This window comes from Bacillus sp. JJ1521, assembly GCF_036965165.1.
Taxonomy (GTDB): Bacteria; Bacillota; Bacilli; order Bacillales; family Bacillaceae_L; genus Ferdinandcohnia.
Window position 1 is genome coordinate 404 of sequence record NZ_JBALOX010000297.1, and the last position, 1,402, is coordinate 1,805.

Consider the following 1,402-nt stretch of genomic DNA (forward strand, 5'->3'; position numbering starts at 1 on the left):
CAAAAAATGCGAAAATAAAAACTATGGCAAGATTAACCCATAGAAGCTCCATAAATTATATCCTTTCAAAATTACTTATTAAAGAGACAATATCTTTTCAAGCCTCTGTTAAGTAATTTGCTTTGTGTTGATAGTTATATAAATAAATAATAATAATCCAAGAGGTATTGCCAAAACTGTTAGTAGCTTTCTTGGTGTATCCCTTAAAAAGCTGATGTTTTTTACCATTAAACTACTTGAAACATAGTGAATTGCCTGCCTAAATTTAAAATTCAAACTAGCAAAAGGTAGTTTCATCAGTTCCTTTCTATAAAAAATCCATCCTTTTGGATTTTTTCGGTATTGATTTAGCATATTTAATGAAGATCCATCCGGCAAATATTCTACGTAACATAACACTTCATTTATTAAAAGCATTTTATATTCCCTATCCAACATGTAATATTTATATGCTAAACCAACATATTTTTCATTTTTAAAAACGGGGTAAGGATACTTTTTTGTTAAATCTGTACGATAAACAAGCTTTTTATCTCCTGTTACTCCATATTTGTAATAGAGTTCAAATAGAGTTGATGTTTCGGTTGAAACTGGTAATTTTGAACCGATAATTTGACCATTCGGATACGAATCAAGTCCGATTATCCCACTTACTTTTTCACTACCATGCTTGTTCCAGAAGAAAACTATTTTTTCAACTGCATCATCTGGCATATAGTCGTCAGAGTCAATACATACATTTAACTCAGTATCAATTAGATCATAGGCCGTATTATGAGCCCCATGCATTCCTTGATTAATTTGCCAATGATATCTTATTTCTATTTCAGCCTTATTTATCCACTGTTCAACGAGTTCTTTTGTATTGTCAGTTGAACCATCATCAATGATTAACCATACAAAGTCATTACTTGTTTGTCTTAGTAAACTTTCGTAACAGTTTTGTAAGCAGTATGCACGATTATACGTTGGAGTAAATATAGTTAATTTTTTCATTTCTTTTCTCTCCTAACGTAAGATATGACTCTTGCATAACTCTTGCTGTATTTTTTATGTCGTAGCCTTTTAGAGAAAGTAAATTTCCCTTTATTTTTCTAGACTTTTTGAGTTTTACTTGTTCCATAATCTTTTCAACCCAATGTTCTGTTCGAGTGAGAGGTAGAGAATGTACTAAACTTACTCCCATGTCCACTTCTGTTGTTATTTCCTTGGAGATAATACATGGTAACCCAGATCCTTGGGCTTCAATTAATGTTACTGGTAACCCTTCGTGTAATGAAGGAAGAATAAAAATATCAAATCCTTGTAATAACAAATTAATATCTTGTCTTACTCCCAGAAACAAAACTTTATTTGCTAGATTTAATTGTCTTACCTTTTCCTCAATACGAGACCGTAATAC

The 1,402-nt window shown here is 31.2% G+C and carries 2 protein-coding genes; both read right to left on the reverse strand.

Annotated elements, in window-relative coordinates; translation table 11 throughout:
• Nucleotides 1-108 precede the first annotated feature (108 nt).
• On the reverse strand, nucleotides 109-996 hold the full coding sequence (locus V7147_RS24990) for a glycosyltransferase family 2 protein (RefSeq protein WP_335370498.1): 888 nt from the start codon (nucleotides 994-996) through the stop codon (nucleotides 109-111).
• Nucleotides 962-1,402 (reverse strand): glycosyltransferase (locus V7147_RS24995; RefSeq protein WP_335370499.1); only part of this gene is annotated, 441 nt, incomplete at its 5' end. The genes V7147_RS24995 and V7147_RS24990, both read right to left, overlap by 35 nt.

What these genes read in the sequence shown, in the direction of transcription:
- V7147_RS24990 (WP_335370498.1), bottom strand. Translation starts at nt 996, where the DNA reads ATGAAAAAATTAACTATATTTACTCCAACGTATAATCGTGCATACTGC.